At 74.2% G+C, this 18,107-nt stretch carries 18 protein-coding genes and 1 pseudogene; 8 read left to right on the plus strand and 11 right to left on the minus strand.

From position 1 onward, the window contains the following. Nucleotides 1-38: 38 nt before the first annotated feature. Nucleotides 39-1,625, minus strand: a complete 1,587-nt coding sequence (locus tag ACIRSU_RS11940) for a serine protease (protein WP_403791099.1) — start codon at nucleotides 1,623-1,625, stop codon at nucleotides 39-41. Nucleotides 1,626-1,839: 214 nt separating this feature from the next. Between ACIRSU_RS11940 and ACIRSU_RS11945 the strand changes: the two genes are divergently transcribed. Then, nucleotides 1,840-2,580 carry an RNA polymerase sigma factor gene (locus ACIRSU_RS11945; protein ID WP_403791101.1) on the plus strand — a complete coding sequence of 247 codons (741 nt, stop codon included), beginning with the start codon at nucleotides 1,840-1,842 and terminating at the stop codon, nucleotides 2,578-2,580. Between the two features lies 1 nt (nucleotide 2,581). Next, complete coding sequence (locus ACIRSU_RS11950) at nucleotides 2,582-3,661, plus strand: CU044_5270 family protein (RefSeq protein WP_403791103.1); 1,080 nt, start codon at nucleotides 2,582-2,584, stop codon at nucleotides 3,659-3,661. Nucleotides 3,662-3,709: 48 nt separating this feature from the next. Here ACIRSU_RS11950 and ACIRSU_RS11955 read toward each other — a convergent pair whose 3' ends face one another. Further along, complete coding sequence (locus ACIRSU_RS11955) at nucleotides 3,710-5,587, minus strand: protein kinase (RefSeq protein ID WP_403791104.1); 1,878 nt, start codon at nucleotides 5,585-5,587, stop codon at nucleotides 3,710-3,712. 192 nt (nucleotides 5,588-5,779) lie between these two features. Here ACIRSU_RS11955 and rpmG point away from each other — a divergent pair, with 192 nt between their 5' ends. Both rpmG and ykgO read left to right on the plus strand, forming a co-directional pair. Further along, entirely contained in the window at nucleotides 5,780-5,944 is a 165-nt protein-coding gene (rpmG, locus tag ACIRSU_RS11960; RefSeq protein ID WP_403791106.1) for a 50S ribosomal protein L33, read from the plus strand. A gap of 41 nt (nucleotides 5,945-5,985) precedes the next feature. Next, nucleotides 5,986-6,108, plus strand: coding sequence for a type B 50S ribosomal protein L36 (gene ykgO / locus ACIRSU_RS11965; RefSeq protein ID WP_403791108.1), 123 nt, complete (start codon nucleotides 5,986-5,988; stop codon nucleotides 6,106-6,108). A gap of 149 nt (nucleotides 6,109-6,257) precedes the next feature. Here ykgO and ACIRSU_RS11970 read toward each other — a convergent pair whose 3' ends face one another. Further along, nucleotides 6,258-7,571: an FAD-dependent oxidoreductase gene (locus ACIRSU_RS11970; RefSeq protein WP_403791110.1), complete on the minus strand. Its 1,314-nt coding sequence runs from the start codon at nucleotides 7,569-7,571 to the stop codon at nucleotides 6,258-6,260. Nucleotides 7,572-7,608: 37 nt separating this feature from the next. Further along, complete coding sequence (locus ACIRSU_RS11975; protein ID WP_403791112.1) at nucleotides 7,609-8,442, minus strand: hypothetical protein; 834 nt, start codon at nucleotides 8,440-8,442, stop codon at nucleotides 7,609-7,611. Nucleotides 8,443-8,739: 297 nt separating this feature from the next. Between ACIRSU_RS11975 and ACIRSU_RS11980 the strand changes: the two are divergent. Both ACIRSU_RS11980 and ACIRSU_RS11985 read left to right on the plus strand, forming a co-directional pair. Further along, nucleotides 8,740-9,162 (plus strand): annotated as a pseudogene (locus ACIRSU_RS11980) (discoidin domain-containing protein); the annotation flags it as partial. A 6-nt stretch (nucleotides 9,163-9,168) separates the two neighbouring features. Further along, entirely contained in the window at nucleotides 9,169-9,969 is an 801-nt protein-coding gene (locus ACIRSU_RS11985; RefSeq protein WP_403791492.1) for a chitosanase, read from the plus strand. A gap of 66 nt (nucleotides 9,970-10,035) precedes the next feature. Here ACIRSU_RS11985 and ACIRSU_RS11990 read toward each other — a convergent pair whose 3' ends face one another. From ACIRSU_RS11990 to ACIRSU_RS12015, 6 genes are all read right to left on the minus strand, one after another. After that, the gene (locus ACIRSU_RS11990) at nucleotides 10,036-12,156 is read right to left on the minus strand and encodes a protein kinase (RefSeq protein ID WP_403791114.1); all 2,121 of its coding nucleotides are present in this window, start codon (nucleotides 12,154-12,156) and stop codon (nucleotides 10,036-10,038) included. A gap of 134 nt (nucleotides 12,157-12,290) precedes the next feature. Beyond that, on the minus strand, nucleotides 12,291-12,623 hold the full coding sequence (locus ACIRSU_RS11995; protein WP_403791116.1) for a hypothetical protein: 333 nt from the start codon (nucleotides 12,621-12,623) through the stop codon (nucleotides 12,291-12,293). A gap of 9 nt (nucleotides 12,624-12,632) precedes the next feature. Next, the gene (locus ACIRSU_RS12000) at nucleotides 12,633-12,902 is read right to left on the minus strand and encodes a DUF6296 family protein (RefSeq protein WP_403791117.1); all 270 of its coding nucleotides are present in this window, start codon (nucleotides 12,900-12,902) and stop codon (nucleotides 12,633-12,635) included. Between the two features lie 27 nt (nucleotides 12,903-12,929). After that, nucleotides 12,930-13,736 carry an N-formylglutamate amidohydrolase gene (locus ACIRSU_RS12005; RefSeq protein ID WP_403791119.1) on the minus strand — a complete coding sequence of 269 codons (807 nt, stop codon included), beginning with the start codon at nucleotides 13,734-13,736 and terminating at the stop codon, nucleotides 12,930-12,932. 103 nt (nucleotides 13,737-13,839) lie between these two features. Beyond that, nucleotides 13,840-14,907, minus strand: a complete 1,068-nt coding sequence (locus ACIRSU_RS12010; RefSeq protein WP_403791121.1) for an aldo/keto reductase family oxidoreductase — start codon at nucleotides 14,905-14,907, stop codon at nucleotides 13,840-13,842. A gap of 232 nt (nucleotides 14,908-15,139) precedes the next feature. After that, nucleotides 15,140-15,526 carry a CPCC family cysteine-rich protein gene (locus ACIRSU_RS12015; protein WP_403791123.1) on the minus strand — a complete coding sequence of 129 codons (387 nt, stop codon included), beginning with the start codon at nucleotides 15,524-15,526 and terminating at the stop codon, nucleotides 15,140-15,142. Between the two features lie 337 nt (nucleotides 15,527-15,863). Here ACIRSU_RS12015 and ACIRSU_RS12020 point away from each other — a divergent pair, with 337 nt between their 5' ends. Together ACIRSU_RS12020 and ACIRSU_RS12025 are read left to right on the plus strand one after the other, a co-directional pair. Then, a complete protein-coding gene (locus ACIRSU_RS12020; protein WP_403791125.1) occupies nucleotides 15,864-16,421 on the plus strand; it encodes an HPP family protein in 558 nt (185 codons plus the stop codon). 39 nt (nucleotides 16,422-16,460) lie between these two features. Next, a complete protein-coding gene (locus ACIRSU_RS12025; RefSeq protein WP_403791127.1) occupies nucleotides 16,461-17,084 on the plus strand; it encodes a hypothetical protein in 624 nt (207 codons plus the stop codon). An 8-nt stretch (nucleotides 17,085-17,092) separates the two neighbouring features. On the opposite strand, the gene ACIRSU_RS12030 is transcribed toward ACIRSU_RS12025, so the two are convergent. Continuing rightward, nucleotides 17,093-17,794 (minus strand): beta-glucanase, encoded by a 702-nt coding sequence (locus tag ACIRSU_RS12030; protein WP_403791129.1) that lies wholly within the window; start codon nucleotides 17,792-17,794, stop codon nucleotides 17,093-17,095. Nucleotides 17,795-18,107: the final 313 nt, after the last annotated feature.

Genomic DNA, 18,107 nt, shown 5'->3' on the forward strand with positions numbered 1-18,107 from the left:
AGGGAAGGTTGAGGAGTGTTAGAAAACTTCATGGAAGTTCAGGGAGTCCTGGAGGTGGAGGTGCTCGTGACGTACGCGTCGATGTGGGTCTGGGTGAGGGTGTTACCGAACGTGTCGGTGAGCTCAGCTCGCAAGGAAACCGGCCTGCCCGGCCCGGGGCTCGTGACGGAGATACGCCCGCCCCTCACCGGTACAGGAGTCCAGGTGGCGCCGCCGTCCGTCGACACGGACACGGTCAGCGACCGCACGCCCGACCGCTCCGCCGCGCCCCGCACCGCAACGCCGACATAGCCGGCCCGGCCTGGTGCCGCCGTACCGTCCCGGCCGAGCGGCGGGGTGAACCGCACGACGCTGAGCGGGAGTTCCGTTGCGGTCCTGGTCCTGGCGGACGTGAACGTCCAGGCGGCCGTCACACTTCCGCGCGGCTGCTTCGCCGTCGCCGTCAGCCGGTAGCCGGCCCGCCCCGCCGGCACGGTGAACGAGGCGTGCCCCGGCGCGCCGCGACGCGTGCCCACCAGCACGCCGTTGCGGTGCAGCGTCGTCGTGGCGGCGCTGTGCGGCGGCGCGGACGGCAGATGACCGGCGCCGTCGGCGAGCAGCGGCAGCGCGAGGGCGATCGTGTCGCCGGTGCGCACCCCGGCGGGCTTGGCGCCGGGGGAGGTGTCCAGCGCGGGACCGAAGACCGGGGTGTCGAAGTCGAGCACCGTCGTGCTCCCGGCCGTGACCGCGATCCCCAAGGCGCTGTAGCGGTTGGGAGGCTCCGACTCGGACGCGGTCGGCGCGGTGTACACGACGTCCCAGGTGCCGCGCTCCGGCGTCACCAGGTACGTCGCACTGCCCGGCACGGCCATGGCACTGGCGAGCAGCGGGGAAGGGCCCACGGTAGGCCCGAAGTCGACGAAGCCGTAACCGGGGCCACTCGCGGGCGCGGCGGCGTTGACGACGATCGTGCCGAGGTCACCCGGCGCGGGATGCCGGACCAGACCGGTCAGGGCGCGGTCGGACGTGAAGGTGTAGCCGAGGATGTACGTACCGCGCTGCCCGTTCCAGTACGTGTCGATCCACGCCCGGACCGCGCCGCGCTCGGTGGCCGGGCCGAGGTGTGCCACCCGCAGGTCCGGGGACGGCGTCAGCACGTTCGCGAACGCCGTCGCCCCCTCGTACGTGACCTCCACGAACGCCCCGGCGTGCCGGAAGGCGGGCCGCGCGTCCGGCGGGAGGACGTCCACCGGCCGGGCGGTACGGGCATCGAGCACCAGGGTCGTGTCGCGGTCCACGTCCAGGCGCGGCCGCACGAGCCAGTCGACTCCGGCGGCCCCGCCCGCCGCCTCGGTGGTGAGCGTGCTGTCCAGCACATAACGGCCCTTGGGCACACGGACGGTGACCGTGCCGGACGAGTGGGACGGCGCGTCCTGGCTGGTCCCGGCACCGGCGCCGGACAGCGCGGTGAGCTGCGTGCGGTACGCGGCGGTCGGCGCGCCGGTGCGGCCGAGGTGGACGAGCTTGAGGGTGTACGTCTCGGCCGCACCGGCCGCGGGCTTGGTGGCGGCGGCCGCGCCGACGCCGGACGACAGAGCGGTCGTGGTGACGGCCACGGTGGCGGTGGCGGCGAGCCCACGCAACACGGTCCGGCGCGTCGTGGCAGAGGCGGGTGCGATGGCGGACGAGGCGGGCGAGGCGGATGAGGATCCGGAGAAAACGTTCATGACCTGCACTGGGCCCACCCGGCAGCCCCGTTCCCGTGACCTGCCCCACAGGTGCCTCGCACGGAGCACGAGTGTGGCGGGCGTCACGGGAACCCGGACGAACCGGCGCCCAGTACCCAGTGTGGAATCAGCTATGAGAGATCGTTTCCGTGCCGGGGATCCCGCGGCGCTCGGCGAGGCGTACGACGAGCACGCGCAGGTCCTGTACCGGTACGCGCTGCGCGTGTGCGGCGACCCGGCCTCGGCCGAGGACGTCGTCTCCGCCACCTTCCTGGAAGCCTGGCGCTGCCGCGACCGGCTGCACCCGGACGGCGGCAGCCTGCGCCCCTGGCTGCTCGGCATCGCGACCAACGTGCTGCGCGGCACCGCCCGCGAGGCCCGCCGCCGCGACGCGGCCCTCGCCCGGATCGCCGACCGGGGCGTGCTCCCGGACTTCTCCGACGAGGTGGTGACCCGGCTGGCCGACGCCGAACAACTGCGCGCCGCCCGCGCCGCCCTGAAACGACTGCGCCGCCGCGACCGCGAGGTCTTCGCCCTCGTCGTGTGGGCCGGCCTGGACTACGCGGCCGCCGGCGAGGCCCTCGGCATTCCCGTCGGCACGATCCGCTCCCGCCTCTCCCGCGCCCGGGACCGCCTGCGCGCCCTGGCCGAGGCCGAACTACGAACGGCCCGCCGCGCCCGGTCCCGTACCCGCACCGCGGAATTGCCCGCAGCCGCAGCCGCAGCCGCAGCCGGAGCCGGAGTCGGAGCCGCAGCCACAACCCCAGCCCCGGCCCCAGCCCCGGCTTACGGCACCGGCCCCGATGACGCCTCCGGCCTCGCCCCCGCCTCCGCCCCCGCCCTCGTGTCCCGCCGTCCCGCCCCGGAGAACTGACATGCGTACCCCCGCAGACGACTCCCGCCTCCGCGCCGACCTCGTGGAACTCCTCCCGCCGCCCGAGGTCCTCGAGTTGACCCCGCTGCGCCACCAGGCCCTGAAGCACCGGATCCTGAACGCCGCCCAGAAGCCGACACAAAGCCGAGTCCGAAGCCAAAGCCGAAGCCGGAGCCGCCGCGTGCCGCGGTTCGCCGTACCCGCCGCAGCCGGGGCCGCCCTCGCCGCCGCGCTCGTGCTCGCCGTCGTGAGCGGCGAACCGCACGGCCCCGCCGACCCGCGTCGCCAGGACGGCGGCGTCGCCGCGGCGCCGGTCACCCCGACCGCCGACCAGGTGCTCTCGCGCGCCGCGCTCGCGGCCTCCGTCTCACCTCAGGCGGCCGCCCGGCCGGACCAGTTCGTCTACATCGAGAGCCTGACCGCACACGCCGCGCGCCGGGCCGACGGCGGGCCGGCCGCCCTGCCGCAGGCGCACCGCCGTCAGGTGTGGCTGTCCGCCGACGGCACCCGTGAGGGCCTGCTGCGCGAGGCCGGCGCGCCCGACACGCCGCTCGGCGTACGGGGCCGCGTGTACGAACTCGACCACCGGGGCGCCACGCCTCGCCCCGGCACCCTCGGTCCGGCCGAACCGTCGATCACCCAGCCGACCCACACCTTCGTCGCCTCGCTGCCGACCGACCCCGAGACCCTGCTCCGTCTCGTCTACGCCCAGACCCGGCCCGCCGACGGCGGCGACCCGCACCAGCGGGCGTTCACCGCGATCGGCACGCTGCTGACCGAGACCTGGGCGCCGCCGCGCGTGACCGCCGCTCTGTACGAGGCGGCGGCACGGATCCCGGGGACCAGCGTGCTGCCGAGGGCGACGGACGCGGCGGGCCGCGAGGGCGTCGCCGTGGCCCGTACCGCCCACGGGGAACAGACCCAGTGGATCTTCGACCGCACGACCTCCGCCTTCCTCGGCGAACGCACGGTCCTCACCCGCGCCGGTTCCGCCGGTCCGGCGGGCACGCTTCTCGGCACCACCGCCGTCCTCACCAAGGCGGTCGCCGACCGCCCCGGTGAGGTCCCGCCGGCCTCCTGACCTCAGCCGCGCCGGGTGCTCCGGGCGCTCTGGGTGCTCCGGGCGGGATCAGCTGCCCGAGCCGGAGGCCGCGGCGTTCCGCCAGACGGTGAGGTCGAGCGTCATGTACGTGCTGGGCGAGCCCTCCGGGGAGAAGGCCTTGACCGTGACGAGGCCCAGGTGGCCGGTGCCCGTGGTCACGCACAGCTGGCGGCCCGGCGACAGCTTGTTCACGTACACCTCCTCGGTGAAGCGGGTCTCCGCGCGACAGGTGGCGAGCGAGCCCTCCTGTCCCGGGTCGAGCAGCACCAGGTTCCCGCCGGTGCTCTCGGCGTCCAGGTAGCCGCCGGTGTCGTAGGACAGCTCGTATCCTCCGTCCTCGCCGTCCTGCGGGCGTACGACGTCGTCGCCGAGCGTCAGGTGATAGCCGGCGGTGAGGTTGATGCTCTTGAACTCCATGGGCTTGGGCTCCTGCTTGGCGGACGGCTTGTCGTGGGGCTGTGCGCCGCCCGAGGAACCGTTCGAGGCGCTGCCCGTGGAGCCGCTGGGCTTGCCGTTGTCGCCGGAGGCGCTCTGCCGGTCGTCGTTCTGCGTGAGGACGTACGCGAGGCCCGCGCCGCCCACGCCGAAGACGAGCGCGGCGGCGAGCCCCACCAGCAGGGTCCGCCTGCCCGCGTTCCCGCGCGGCGCAGGGGCCTGCGGCTGCTGCCCCGGGTACGGAGCGGGGGCGCCGGGGTACTGCGTCGCGTACGGTGCGGGGCCGCCCACGCCCTGCGTCGGGGCGTACGCGTAGCCGTGCGCGTGCGGCGGGGCGGGCACCGGACCGGTCGCGGGGCCGGTCACCGGGGCCGCGGGCGCGGTGGGGGAGTACGCCACGGCGGGCGCGGTGGCCGGGTGCTGCAGCCCTTGTGCCGAGGGCTGCACCGACGGCTGAGTCGGCGGCTGAGTCGGCGGCTGGACGGGAGCGTGCGCCGGGGGCGCCGGCGGCGCGGGGGGTGCCTGCGGCAGCGGAGACGCCGGCGCGGGGGTCGCGGCGCGCGCGGTGATGTCGGCCGAGACCGCGCCGGGCAGCCAGTCCTCGGGGCGGCGCAGCACGGTCGCGGCGTTGGCCTCCTGGCAGAGCCGGATGACCTCGGCGACTGTCGGCCGGGCCGCGGGATCCTTGGCGAGGCAACGGGTGACCAGCTCGCGCAGCCGCTCCGGAACGGCGCTCAGGTCCGGCTGCTCGTGCACGATCCGGTACAGCACACCGTGCGAGGACCCTTCGCCGAACGCGGGCAGCCCCGCCGCGGCGTACGCCGCGACCTGACCCAGCGCGAAGACGTCGGTGGCCGGGGTGACCCGGCTGCCGGCCGCCTGCTCGGGCGCCATGAAGGCAGGCGTGCCGATGGTGACGCCGCTGCCGGTGAGTGAGGTGGCGTCGGCGGCGTGCGCGATGCCGAAGTCGATCACCCGGGGCCCGTCGGCGGCCAGCAGCACGTTCGACGGCTTCAGGTCGCGGTGCACCAGGCCCGCGCCGTGGATCACCTGGAGCGCCTCGGCCATCCCCGCGACCAGCAGCAGCACCGTCTCGACCGGCAGCGCTCCGTGCGTCACCACCGCGTCCGCGAGCGAAGGACCGGGCACATAGGCGGTGGCGAGCCACGGATGCGCGCCCTCGGCGTCGGCGTCGATCACGGGTGCCGTGTACAGCCCCTGAACCCGCTGCGCGGAGCGCACCTCCTGGGCGAAGCGGCGACGGAACTCCGCGTCCTCGCCGAACTCGGGGCGGATGACCTTGACGGCCACGGGGCGGCCGCCGGGCGTGTACGACAGATAGACCTTGCCCATGCCACCGGCGCCGAGCCGGGCGGCCAGCCGGTAGCCGGCGACCATGGTGGGATCGTCCGCGGCGAGCGGCTGAAAGACCTCGGAGGCGGCGGCGCTGCCCGACTGCTGACCACTCATCAAGCTTGTTCTCCCCGTACGGAACTGCGGAACGACGCGGCCACCGAATGGCCGGGTTCCGGATCTCGCCCGGCACCCTATCCGCTCGGCGGGGGTGCGGGGGAATGCGAGCGCGGGTGCTGGTGTTGTTGGAGGTGGCTGACATGCCCGAGTCAAAGAAATCGGCTTGGTCGGCAGCCGGAAGGAGCACTCATGTCCCGCACCACCCAGCGCCCCGTGGTCACCCTCAGGTCCACGGCCGGCACCGGTGTCACCTACGTGACCCGCAAGAACCGCCAGAACGACCCCGACCGGCTCGTCCTGCGCAAGTACGACCCCGTCCTCGGCGCCCACGTCGAGTTCCGCGAGCAGCGCTGACGCCTGCCGCCACCCTCCCCGGCACACCCGGAAGGATCCTCATGAAGGTACGCAACTCCCTCCGCTCCCTGAAGGCGCGCCCCGGCGCCCAGGTGGTCCGCCGCCGCGGCCGGATCTACGTGATCAACCGCAAGGACCCGCGCGCCAAGGCCCGTCAGGGCTGACCACCGCGCCCCGGCTCCGTCCGCGCCCCGCCCGGCGCGGGCGGAGCCGTCCTGCTCGCACGGCCGGCGCGAGCAGCGCCCGCGCGATCTCGTCGCCAAGGCCGGCGGCGCTCACGCCGCCGGCCCCGAGCGGCTGCTGGCGCCCGCCCTCACCCCCGGCCGGTACCGGCGAGCAGCACCCGGGCCGCGCGCAGGAGCAGCGCGGGGCGGGTCAGGGCGCGTGGGTGCTCCATCATGTTCAGCACGTTGGTGTACGTGGTGTTCACGGTGGCGTCCACGATCGACGCCGCTGTGATGCGGTCTCCGACCCACCGGATCAGCGGGTAGCCGGGCGGGTAGGGGCCGTCGACGTGCGGCTGGGCAAGGTCGGCGGTGGTGGAGAGCTGCCAGGCCGCGTCGACGACGGTCGCGGCGCGCCGGAAGTAGCCCCATGCCGGGTCCTGGGGTGCCGCGCCGGAACGCAGGTAGGCGGCCAGGGAGTTGGCCTGCAGGGCGGCCAGGGTGAGCCCTTGCCCGTACACCGGGTTCACCGCGGCGAGCGCGTCCCCGGCCACCACGAGGCCGCCCGGGAAGCGGCCGAGGCGCTGGTAGTCGCGCCGCATGCTCTCGGCGACGTGGAACGTCTCCACCGTGTCGCTCATCTCGCAGGTGTCGGCGACCGTGCGCAGCGGCTCAACGCAGCGGCGCATCCGGGCCCGGAACTCCTCCGGGTCCCGTCCCGGCCGGTCGCCCGCGTAGCCGGCCAGGACCACCGACCAGTGGTCGCCCTCGACGGCGACGAGCCCGCCGGCTTCCGTCACCGTCGGCCGGTAGCCGCTCGCCGGGCCGGGGCTGCCGTGGACGACGACGGTGCTGCCCAGCTCGTCGCCGCGCCGGAAGGTGCCCGTGGCGTAGCCGAGGTCGATCCGCATCCGGGCGACCGGTGCCCGGTCCCAGCCGCCTTGTTCCAGCCAGTTGCCGAGCCGGCTGGAGCGGCCCGTCGCGTCCACGGCGAACTCCGTGTCGAGCACCTCGCCGTCCGCCGTGGCCACCCCGCGGACCCGGCCGCGCTCGACGACGAGCCCGGCGGCCTGCCCGGTCACCAGGCGCACGTTCGCCGCCCCGGCCACCCGCCGGCGTACCGTCGCCTCCAGGAACGGCCGCGTGGCACCCAGCATCCGGGTCCCCGCGGCGGGCGCCTTGAGCCGCCCGTCCATGTAGAACCGCACGTCGTCGCCCTCGCCGAGCAGCGCGCCGCCCGCGACGAGTTCCGCGGTGACCCCGGGAAACCAGCGTTCCAGCTGACTGTGCCCCATGGCGAGCAGCGCGTGCAGCTGTCGTCGTTGCGGGGCCCGCGTCCCCATTCCGTCCGGGCCGATGGCCTCGTCGGCCTCGAGGACGACGACCTCCTCGGCGTACTCGCTCAGCACCCGCGCGGCGAACAGCCCCGCGTAGCTGCCGCCCATCACGACGGCGCGTTTCATCCGGCCCCCACTGTCGCTTCGATGCCCCGTGAGGACCCTACCGGCCCCGCTCGGCCAACGCCGCTTCGAGCGCGGCGAGATGGCGCGCTTCCGCCTCCCTGCGCGCGGCGGCGAAGCGGCGGTCGACGAGCAGTACGGGCGCCAGCCACAGCCAGCCCCACAGGCCGATCGGGTAAACGTAGCCCCACTCGCGCAGCAGCAGGTTGGTGGCGAAGGCCAGGGCCATGGAAACCGCCCATGCCGCGGTGCGGTTGCGCCCGAGCAGGCGCACCGGTGCGTTCCACGGCCCGGACAGTGCCTCGACGGTCGCGGCGCGGACGTGGGCGTCGCGGCCGGCGGGGGCCGAGGCGTCCACGGACCCGGCGCCCCGCGCCAGGTCCTCGGCGAGGGCGCGGGCCTGCGCCTCGGTGTTCCACTCGTTGTCGTGCGCCCGGACCGACGCCTCCGCCCTCCGCATCCGGACGTCGTCCCAGTACCCGCGCCGGGCCCATCGCTCGGCTGCGGAGGCCGGCCGCTCGGCCTTGGGCGAGTCCGGCGGCGCGAGCTCCCTCAACCGCCGCGCGAGACCTGCGGCCCGCCCGGCCCGCCCCGGGTGGTCGAAGCCGTCGGCGCGCCGACAGAGTTCGGCGTACCCGGCGAGCAGCCCGAGATGATCGGGGTCGAGCGCGAGCCCCGCGCGGAACGCCCGCTCGGCTTCGTCGTCGTGGTCGTCCTCGTCCTCGACGACATGGCCGAGGGCGAGCCAGCACGAGAGGTCGGGGTGCGGGCCGAGCGCGTCGATCCCCTCCTGGGCCGCGCGCCGCACGGCGGCGCTCCCGCCGGCGACGAACAGCTGCTCACAGCGGTCCTGGTAGGCGTCGAGCGTGCTCATCCGGTTCCCCTCCTCGGTCACCCCCTCTGGGGCCGGGCAACTATGCGATGCGGAGTTTCCGCAGGTCAAGCGAGTTCTGACGGCATGCGGGCGGTGCAATCCGACGGTCCTTCAACTCCCTTTGCGGTCCGTCCCCTTGCGCCCCTCGGGGGCTCGCCCTACGCTCACCTCTCGCCGACAGTTAGGAAGCTTTCCTATTAATCGGCTCCCGCGCACACGTCACGACAGCCCGAGAACGACCCGCAGAGAGCCAGAACCCGAGAACCCCAGAACGAGAACCCGAGATCAAGGAGTGACATGCCCCCCACCATCAACGCACTCCGGCGCCACCGCACCGCCGCCCTCGTCGCCGCCGCGGCCACCGGCCTTCTGCTCCCCGCCCTGGCCGGCCCCACGTCCGCCGTCGCCGCGGCCGGCAACCTCGCCCAGGGCCGGCCCGTCACCACCTCGTCGACCGAGAGCAGCACGCTGACCGGCGCGAAGGCCGTCGACGGCTCTACCTCCACCCGCTGGGCCAGCGCCGAAGGCGTCGACAACCAGTGGATACGGATCGACCTCGGCGGCGGCACCGCCGTCAAGCGGGTCGTGCTCAAGTGGGAGGCGGCGTACGCCAAGGCGTACCGCGTCGAGGTCTCCGACGACGGCTCCACCTGGCGCCGGCTCTACTCGACGACCACCGGTGACGGCGGCACCGATGACCTCGCCGTCGACGGCACCGGCCGCTACCTGCGCGTCTTCGGCACCCAGCGCGGCACCGCGTACGGCTACTCCCTCTACGAGGTCGAGGCGTACGGCACCGGCTCCACCACCCCGCCGCCGACCACCGGCACCAACCTCGACGACCCCCGCAAGAAGGAGATCGCCATGAAACTGGTGTCCTCCTTCGAGAACTCCTCCCTCGACTGGCGCGCCCAGTTCGCCTACATCGAGGACATCAAGGACGGTCGCGGCTACACCGCCGGCATCATCGGCTTCTGCTCCGGCACCGGCGACATGCTGGACCTGGTCGAGCGCTACACCGCCAAGAAGCCGGGCAACCCGCTCGCCCCCTACCTGCCCGCCCTGCGCAAGGTCAACGGCACCGACTCCCACGAGGGCCTCGACCCCGGCTTCCCGGCCGCATGGCGGCAGGCCGCGCAGGACTCCGTCTTCCAGCAGACGCAGGAGGAGGAGCGCGACCGGGTCTACTTCAACCCCGCCGTCTCCCAGGCCAAGACCGACGGCCTGCGCGCGCTCGGCCAGTTCGCGTACTACGACGCCGCCGTGATGCACGGCGAGGACGGCTTCCGAGCCATCCGCGCGGTCGCCATGTCCCGGGCGACCCCGCCCTCCCGCGGCGGCAACGAGAAGACGTACCTCAACGCCTTCCTCGACGCCCGCGAGGAGGAGATGCGCAAGGAGGAGGCCCACAGCGACACCACCCGCGTGAGCACCGCCCAGCGCCGCTTCCTCAACGAGAACAACTACGACCTCAACACGCCGCTGTACTGGAGCGTGTACGGCGACCCGTACTCCATCACCAGCTGACGCGGTCGCTCGCGGCAGAAGCGGCGGTACGGGCCCGGCCCCGTGCCGCCGCTTCGTCGTGTGCCGTCACCGCCAGGCCGGGTGCCCCTCCGGGACGTCGCCGGTCGTGAGCTGCCGCTCGTCCGTGCCGTCCGCCCGGATCGCCCAGATGACCGGCTTCTCGTACGGGCCGCGCACGAAGGCCAGCCAGGTGCCGTCCGCCGACCATGCCGGGTCCATCTCGTGGGCGGCGGTCGCGACCAGTGGCCGGTCGCCGGTGCCGTCGGTGCGGACGAGGTGGATGTCGCCCCGGGTGGTGGTGCGCTGGTAGCTGCCCGCGGTGTAGGCGAAGGTCCGGCCGTCGGGGGACCACACGGGGTCGAGGGCCGGATGCGGCAGTCGGGTCAGCTGTACGGGCTCGCCGTCCGGCGCGGACGGATCCACGGTGAAGATCTGCCAGTTGCCCTGCTGGGACGCCTCCAGGCAGACGGCGACGCGCTTGCCGTCCGGGGACCACGCCGGATCCTCGACCCGGCCGGTCCCGTGCGTGAGCTGCCGGGCCGAGCCGTCGGCCACCGTCACCTCGAACAGCTGCTGTACGCCGTCCACCTTGCGCAGTACGGCGAGCCGGGTGCCGTCCGGCGACCACGACACCCGCCCGCCCGCGATCGCGGCGATCCGCCGGGCGCCCGAGCCGTCGGCGCGCGCCGTCCACACCGCCGTCTCCTCGGACGTGCGGCGCGTGAACGCGAACGACGCCCGGTCCGGCGCCCACTGCGGCAGCATGTCGCAGGTGCCGTCCGTGATCAGCCGGCGCGGAGTGTCCGTGCCCGCCGGGCGGACCGCGATCACGCCGTGGCAGCGCTGCGGCCAGCCGGGTGCGGTGTCCTGACGGATCAGCAGCGGAGCGGTCGGGAACGGCGCGGGCGCGGCGGCCGTCGGACCGCCCCCCGTCTTCGCACCACCGGTCTTCTCCCCGCCGCTCGACCTCTCCGCCTGCCAGGGCTGCCAGACGAGGAGGCCGGCGACCGCCGCGCACACGACGAGCGCCGCGCCCACGGCCGTACGGCGGCGGCGCGAGCGCCGAGCGGTCGAGGCGGAGTCGGCGTCGGCCGCGGTGGTGACGGGTGTCGTCACCGGCGCGGGCGTCGGTTCGGTTGCCTCCGAGGCGGTGACGGGTGTTGTCACGGGCACGGGCACGGGCGCCGGTTCGGTCTTCTCCGGCGCGGTGGCAGGGGTCGGTTCGGGCACGGGCACGGGCACGGGCGCCGGTTCGGCCGTCTCCGGGGCGGTGACAGGTGTCGGTTCGGTCGGTTCCCGTACCACCTCGGTGGGCGGGTGCTCCCGAGCCGCCGCCAGCAGCACCGTCGCCTCGTCCGGCAGCCAGCCGCCGTCCGGCCGGTGCCGCACCGTCAGCGCGTCGAGGAGGGTCGCGGGCGTGGGTCGTTGCTCCGGGGCCTTGGCCAGGCAGGCGGCGACGAGGCCGCGCAGTGCGACGGGGACCGCGGTGAGTTCGGGTTCCTCGTGGACGACCCGGTAGAGCCAGCTCGCCGACGAGCCGTCACCGAAGGGCGCGCCGCCCGCCGCCTGGCAGAGCACGACGCCCAGCGCGAACATGTCGACGGCCGGCGTGATCGTGCCGCCGGTCAGCTGTTCGGGCGCGAGGTAGCCCGGCGTGCCGACCTGGAGGCCGGTGCGGGTGAGGGCCGTGGTGCCGTCGAGCGCCCGGGCGATGCCGAAGTCGATGACGCGCGGCCCGTCCTCCGCGGCGATGATGTTGGCGGGCTTGAGGTCGCGATGGACCACCCCGGCCCGGTGGATGGACTCCAGGGCCTCCGCGAGGCCGGCGGCGAGCAGGGTGAGACTGTCGGCGGGCAGCGCCCCGACCCGGTCGAGGACGGTCCGCAGCGTGGGCCCGGGGACGTACGCGGTGACCAGCCAGGCCGGCTGCCCATCGGGGTCCGCGTCGACCACGGGGGCCGTGTGGAAGCCGCCGACCTGCCGGGCCGCCGCCACCTCACGGGCGAAGCGGCGCCGGAACTCGGGGTCGGTGCCCAGCTCGGGCCGTACGACCTTGATCGCGACCGCCCGGCCGGACCGGGAGCGGCCCAGGTACACCACCCCCATGCCGCCCTGGCCGAGCCGTCCGACCAGTTGGTACCGGCCGTCACCGACCGATGCCGGATCCCCTGCCTCCAGCGGCTTCATTCCGTGCCCCCTTGCCCGACGTACTGTGCAGGGATCTCCTACCAGCCGCACGGTGCTCTGGTCGAGCGCCGCGCGGCGGAAGGTGATCGGGAAGAGGAGGGGAGGAGGAGGCGATGGGGGAGGAGGAGCGGGGATCAGTCCTCTACCGAGTGCTCTTCCCAGGTCTCCTCGTCCGGGTCGTACTCGGTGTGGGCGGACTCCCACGTGGCCGAGGTCAGCTCGACGCCGGGCACGTCGCCGAGCAGCTCGATCGGGTCGATGAAGTGGGCGAGGGAGCCGGACGGGTCCAGCTCGATCGCCTCGACGGACTGGGCGCGCTCGGCGTCGTCCAGGTACTCGTCGTTCCGCACCTGCTCAAGCGCGGCGGCCTTGAGGGCCTGCTCGTCGGTGATCTCGGCGACGAGCTCGATGGTGACCCGGACGTAGCGCGGGTCGGACTGCTCGGAAGAGGGGTCGATCGTGGTCATCCGCGAAGCTTAGGCGACGTCCGCGCCACCCGCGTCCGGGGCCTCCGGAAGCCGCCTGGCCACCACTCCCTGCGGGACGTCCTGGTGGCCGCCCGAGGCGAGGATGCGCACCTCCGCCCGGTCGCTGATCTCGGCGCGGATGATGCCCGTCGCGTCGGCGTATACGGGATGCCCGCCGGGACCCGTGGCCGAGGTCCGCTCGACCACCACGGCGTCCCGGGCCTCGCCCGTCCCGCCGGAGAACACCAGCTCGTACCGCAGTGCGCTCACCTGCCCCATTTTACGCGGAGGTCCCGGCACGGTGCCTCAGGAGAGGGCGTCGACGAGGGCGGCCAGGGCGCAGCCCAGGGCCCGCACCCCCGGCCCGGCAGGGCCTCCGGGCTCGGTCATGTACAGGTCGCGGCGGATCTCCACCATCAGCGCCGTGACCCGCGGGTCCTTCCCGTAGTGCGCCAGCGGCACGTACGTCCCGGCGAACGGGCTGTCCGTCCCCACCCCGCCGAAGCCGGCGAAGGCCCGCCGCGCCGCCGCGAGCAGCGCGGGCGGCGTGTGGAAGGCGTCCGTGCCCAGGCAGACGGGTGGCCGCCGGCCGTCGCCGTGCAGTTCGTACGGGAGCGGTGCCGTCGGGTACGAGTGGACGTCCACGATCACCGCGCGCCCCACCGCCGCGAGCCGCTCGTCCACGGCCCGGGTCATGGCCTCGGCGTACGGCGTGAAGTAGCGGCCGACGAGCGGTACGGGATCGAAGCCGTCCGGCCGCAGCTCGCCGCGGTGCGTGGTCCGCGTGTACACCGCACCCATCCCGACCGCCAGCATCTCCTCCCGCTCGTCCGGGAACCGCTCGGGGTCGACCACCAGCCGCGACAGCCGGTTGACGAACCGCCAGGGCGCCACGTCCGCCGAGACCGCCGCCACGGCCGCGATCTCCTCCGTGTGCGCGTCGGTGATGTAGTCGAGCTCGCGGTCCAGCTCCGCGTCGCCGAGCACGATGCCGGCGCGCACCTCCGGGGGCACCACCCGGGAGGAGTGCGGCACGTGGAGCAGCACGGGGGAGCCGGGATCCCCGGCGAGGTGGGCGAAGGAGGACGCCTCGGCGTGCGGCGCGTCGTTCATCTCTGGCGGGCTCCCGTCCCCGGCTCGATTCCGGTCCTGGCTTCGGTAACGGTCCGGCCGCGCCCCGGGTTCCCGGCCGGCACGCGGTCCCTCCTGCCGCCCGTCACGGCAGGGCCGCGCCGCGCGCCGTGATCCACAGGTGGTACCACTCCTCGTGCCCGAGGTCCGGTGCGGCGACGGCGGCGTCCCGGCAGGCGCGGATGCGCTCGGGGCGGCTCGTGCCGATGACCGGGGCGATGCGGGCGGGGTGGCGCTGGAGCCACCACAGCACGATCGTCTCCGGGGTGGTGCCCTTCTCCTTCGCGAGGTCGGCGACGAGCGCTGCCGTGGCGTGCTCGTCCGCGGTCTCCTGACGCCCGGTGTAGCGGCCCTGTGCCAGCGGGGCCCATGCCTGGAGACCGATGCCGTGGGCCATGCAGTGCTCGACCGTGCCGGCGGGGAAGCCGACGGCGGAGGCCGCGGCCGTGTTCACGAGCACGCCGTCCTCCAGCCAGTCCCGGCGCAGCAGGCTCAGCTCCAGCTGGTTCGCGACGAGGGGCAGCGAGAGGTGGGCCTGGAGCCGGGAGATCTGGGGCGCGCTCATGTTGGAGACGCCGAACCGCCGTACGAGCCCCTGCCGATGGAGCGACTCCAGGGCCTCGGCGACGTCCGCCGGGTCGGCGAGCGGGTCGGGCCGGTGCAGCAGGAGCACGTCGAGGAAGTCGGTGCGCAGCCGGGCGAGGCTCTCCTCGACCCGGCGCACGATGGTGGCCCCACGCAGGTCGTAGAGACCGGGCCGGTCACCGTCGTCGAGCCGGACCCCGCACTTCGACTGGACGGTGATCCGCTCGCGCAGCCCGGGTGTGCGGGCGAGGACCTCGCCGAAGACGGCCTCCGCCTTGCCGTGCCGGTAGATGTCGGCGTGGTCGAAGGCGGTGATGCCACTGTCCAGGGCGGCCTCGATCGCCGCCTCGGCGGCATCGACGTCGGCGCCGGAGTAGGGGCTGGGGTCCCAGCTCCCGCCCAGCCCCATGCAGCCGAGCAGCACCCGCCCGCCGCCCGGAGCCGTTCGCGGGGTCGTCCCCGGGGTCAACCGGGAGGTCGTTCGCGGAGCCGTCCGCGCGGGCGTCCGCTGGGTGTCGCGGGCGTTCCGGGTGTCGTCGGTGCTGTCGGTTTCCGGCGTCGAGTTCACGGCCTCACCCTCCCACAGGCCGCGCGCCGGCCCGACCGAGCACCGGCCCCGCACCCGGCCCGCCCGCTCCCATCGACCGGCCTCGGGCTGGTGACCGGCCCCACTCGTCCCGCTTCAACGTCTGATCCGCCCGGCGAAAGGCCGACTCGTCGTCGGGCCACAGGTGGGTGTGGATGTTCAGCGGCATGGCCGCATTGGTGTGGCCGAGACGCTCGGAGACCGACTTCACGGGTCATGACGCGGAGTCGTCCCGACGCCAGAAGGTGGGCAGCCACCAGCAGAGCACCGAGCGGTCGGCAGGCCACGGGGCGCGGTCCTCGGCATCCCAGTCCTCGAAGGAGTCCCGGGTCAGGTCGATGGGGCGCCAGGCGGGGTCGAGCGGCTCGTCCTCGGCCGGCAGGCGGACGTACCGGCGGCCGTGCTCGTGGCAGGCGCCGAAGTCCTGGTAGTTCTGCTGTGCCTCGATCAGGGAGACCTTGTTCGCGCCGCCTCCCATGGTCGGCCAGCGGAACTGGACCCCGTCGTCCTCCCAGAAGCAGACGGGGCAGATCTCGTACGAGCCGGGCAGCGCGTCCAGCACTTGGTGCCCGCAGCATGGGCAGGGGTAGCGGTCGCTCACCCGGGCAGTCTCCTTGCCGGTACCGCCGGTGCGCCATGGCTTTCTTGGTCCCCGCCCGCCCGGCCGGTCCGCAGTCAGTCCGCAGGACACTCGTGAACGGCCGTCGGAAGCCAACGCCTGCCGCCCAGAAAACCCCAGGTCGGAGCCCTGGACGGGGCTCCGCCGCAGGTCAGGATGAGACCGAAGGCATTCCGCTTCGACGTTTTGTATACAATCAATCGTGGTCGCCCCGAGCCGGGCGGCGCAGGCGTGGGCGCAAGGGCGGGCCGACTGTCGATCACAGGGTCCGTACGCCTGCCCTCCCGATCCCCTGCCTCCGGAAACACTTCACTTCACCATGAGCACCGACACCGCAGACCCCGAGACCGTGACGTCCGCCGCCACGGTCGAGACCGCGCCCAAGCCCCGGAGCGCCGGCCGAGCCCCAGCCCGCCCGGCGCCGGCGGCCGCCTTCCACAGTGTGAGCGCCGTCACGGTCGTCCTCCTCGGTCTCGTCGCCATCGGCGCGGCCATTCACGAGCCGGTCCTCATACCCCCGCTTGCCGCGAGCGCCGCCCTCGTCCACAGCGCCCCGACCGCGCCGCTCTCCCAGCCGCGCAGCGTCGTCATCGGCCACCTGCTGGCCGCCGCCGCGGGCTACGCCACCCTGGCGCTGGCCGGCGCCAGTGCCTGGGCCGCGGCCGTCGCCGCCGGCGTCACCCTGGCTTTGACCCACCTCGCCCGCACCCCGCACTCGCCGGCCTGCGCCACCGCCGTGGTCGTCGTCCTCCAGTCGCCCGACCCGGCCCGCTTCGTTCCGCTGCTCTTCGGCGCCACGCTGGTGCTCGTCCTCATGGAGTTCGTCGGCTCCCGCATCCGCCGCGGCGCACCGAAGTACCCCATTTACTGGTGGTGACAGCGGCCTGTGTCAGCGGCGGGCGATAGCGTCCGCGACATGGGATTCACGAGCGCCTGGGGGATCAGCAGCCACCCCGACACGGTCATCGCGCGGCACGCCCCGCGCCTGCTGCCCGCGATGGCGGCCGACCGTGCCGCGCACGGCTCGCGAGAGCGCTGGGAGGCGTGGCAGCGGGCCCCGCTTCCGGACCACCGAGCCTGGTACGGGCATCCGACCCGGCGCGACGCCATCGACGCGTTCCGCGCGCTGACCGCCCCCGGCCGTCACGTCGACGAGCTCTGCGCGGGCATCACCGACCCGTACTTCTACGTCGTCGACCACCTCTGGGACGGTCAGGACCTCGACGGCATCTTCGTCTCCGTGCACTCCAAGGAGTACGCGGTCTCCTCCCTCTTCCACTCCATAGGTCCCGCCCGCGCCGCCCTCCTGCCCGGCTGGTGCGGCAACTTCCTCCTCACCGCCGCCGAGACCCGCCACGCCCTTGCGGACGTCGAGGCGGCCCTCACCTTCACCTCGCCCGAGCGCACCGCGGCCGAGGAGCAGGACTGGCTCGACTACACGGCAGGCGAGGAGAGCGTCCTCGACGGCCCCCTGCGCGTCTGGCGCGCCGCGGTCCGCAACGGCCACGGTGTGTGCGGGGTGGCGCTGCACATCGGCTGACCGTACCGTCAGGCCACTGGCCAGCCCGGCCATCCTCCGCCCGCCGACCGGTACACGCGCAGCTCGCCCACCTCGTAGGACATCTCCTCCGCCTCCGGGGGCGGCGCCGGGTGGTAGCGGCCGGCGCAGACCGACAGGTTGACGATGAGGTCGGCGCGCCAGCCCCGGCCGACGCCGCGGTCGTCGCTGAAGATCTCGGTGTCGTCGAGCCACCAGGTCACCGAGCGGGCCCCGAACTCGGCGCGCAGCCGGATCCAGGCGCCGGGGCTGACGGTGGGGGAGCGGTGGTAGTGGTAGGTGCCGCGGACGTGGTTGGAGAGTTCGAGGAGGTCCGGGTTGTCGGGGTGGTACTCGAAGACGTCGACCTCGCTCCCGCCGTCCCGCCAGGTCCAGATCGCCGGCCAGGCGCCGGTCTCCTCGGGCAGGCGCACCCGCGCCTCCAGGGTGTCGCCGGTGCGCAGTTCGAAGCCCCCGGGGGCGCCCTCGGTCGTCAGGAGTCCCGTGTCCCACTTGCCGTCCGGCCGGCGGGTCGCGCGGAAGACGCCGCCGCGGGTGTAGGCGGGATCCGCCGTCAGGTAGTCCAGTTTGTTGTCGCCGGGGTTGATCGGGCCACCGCCCGGATAGGCCCAGGAGCGGCCCGCGGTCCACTGCTCCCGTGAGTCGAAGTCGGCGGTGAAGACCGGCTCGTCGGCTGGAGGCCACGTCGTCATGGATGCTCCTCAGGCAGTCGCCCGCTTGTCGTGCGTCTACCGGGTTCTGCCCGCCTGGCCCGGCCCGATGCGGAGGACCGCACTCCTTGTCGAGAACTCGTCATCGAGGTTCCGTCGCCTCCGGCTCCGTCTCGATCACCTCGTCCCCGTCAGCCCGCCGAGCCCGAGTTGGTGGAGGTGCGCGGTTCGGCGCCGGCGAAGTCGAGCAGGTCCCCCAGGACGAGCGGAGGCCCGGCCGACGGACGCACTGGACGAGCAGGCGGGCCGCGATGTCGTCCACGTCGTGCGTCCACGGGATCGGCGGGGCGCCCGC

Source organism: Streptomyces sp. NPDC101160 (genome assembly GCF_044768205.1).
In the GTDB taxonomy this organism is placed as follows: Bacteria; Actinomycetota; Actinomycetes; order Streptomycetales; family Streptomycetaceae; genus Streptomyces.